A 1,005-nucleotide genomic window follows, 5' to 3' on the forward strand; every position below is an offset into this window, starting at 1 on the left:
ATATGATTAAGAATAAGTTTTTAAAATTAGTTTGCTACAGCAATTGCTTCGATTTCGATTAATAATTTATTGTTTCTCAAAGGCCATTCTGTTTCTAAATAGTTTTCTTCAATGTTAATTATTTGTCCAAAATCTAATAACACAACCACTATATAGTAAAAGACTATACGATTCTTTAGATAAATGATTAAATGTCTCGATTCTTTTAGACATAGCATCAATTTGATTAGAATACTTTTCAATTATGTTAAGTGCAGTTTTAATTAGAGGCTCACATAGGTTATACAGTTTTTCTCCTTCATTAGCTGTTATAACCATACATGTTGGATAGTAACTCCCTTCTGTCTCATTCAATAAACCTTCTAGTTCTAATGCGTGCATTTGTTTTTCGAATTCCTCGTTAGTCCAATTTAGCTTCGTTTTTATAGTATTTGATTCTATGCCCAGATGGAGCATTACAAGTAAATATTGAAGGTTTGTTCCGCTTATTTTTAGAGTTGGATAATTGTCACCTGATGAAATCATTTTTGTCTCATAAGTTGTTTTAAGTATTTTCTCCGGAGAATAATTAGCATGCATTTTAAAATCCCTTCTTTTTTAGTAATTTAATTGTAAAATCTATGTATTTACTATGTTCTATAAATAAAAATAAGTATCCTTTAATGATTTCAAATAAAAAACCTTAGTATAGCTATGTTAATACCTATACTAAGGTTATCTAGAATTTTATATTGTATTATTGCTATTTGTATATGCCAAATTAATTTGTTCATATTCTTTTTTAAATTGATTATCATTTTTTATCCAACGTTTAAATGTTAATTCATTAATATTTATATTTGAACATGCGGTAGTAATACATTTGTTTTTCTCATAATCTTTAAGGAAGTTTTCTTTTCTTTGCATAACTGCAGCTTGAGTTCTTTTTAATTTTCGATCTTGTAATTGTTCTAAACTTACATGTTCTTTATGAAATGTTTCATATTTTCTATGCAAATATATATC

The 1,005-nt window shown here is 26.1% G+C and carries 2 pseudogenes; both read right to left on the minus strand.

The window, feature by feature from the left end:
- Positions 1–65: 65 nt before the first annotated feature.
- Positions 66–579 (minus strand): annotated as a pseudogene (locus AC1DJR_RS31340) (hypothetical protein); the annotation flags it as partial.
- A 147-nt stretch (positions 580–726) separates the two neighbouring features.
- Positions 727–1,005, minus strand: a pseudogene (locus tag AC1DJR_RS31345) (endonuclease); the annotation flags it as partial.

The organism is Bacillus sp. 05T31 (assembly GCF_056396725.1).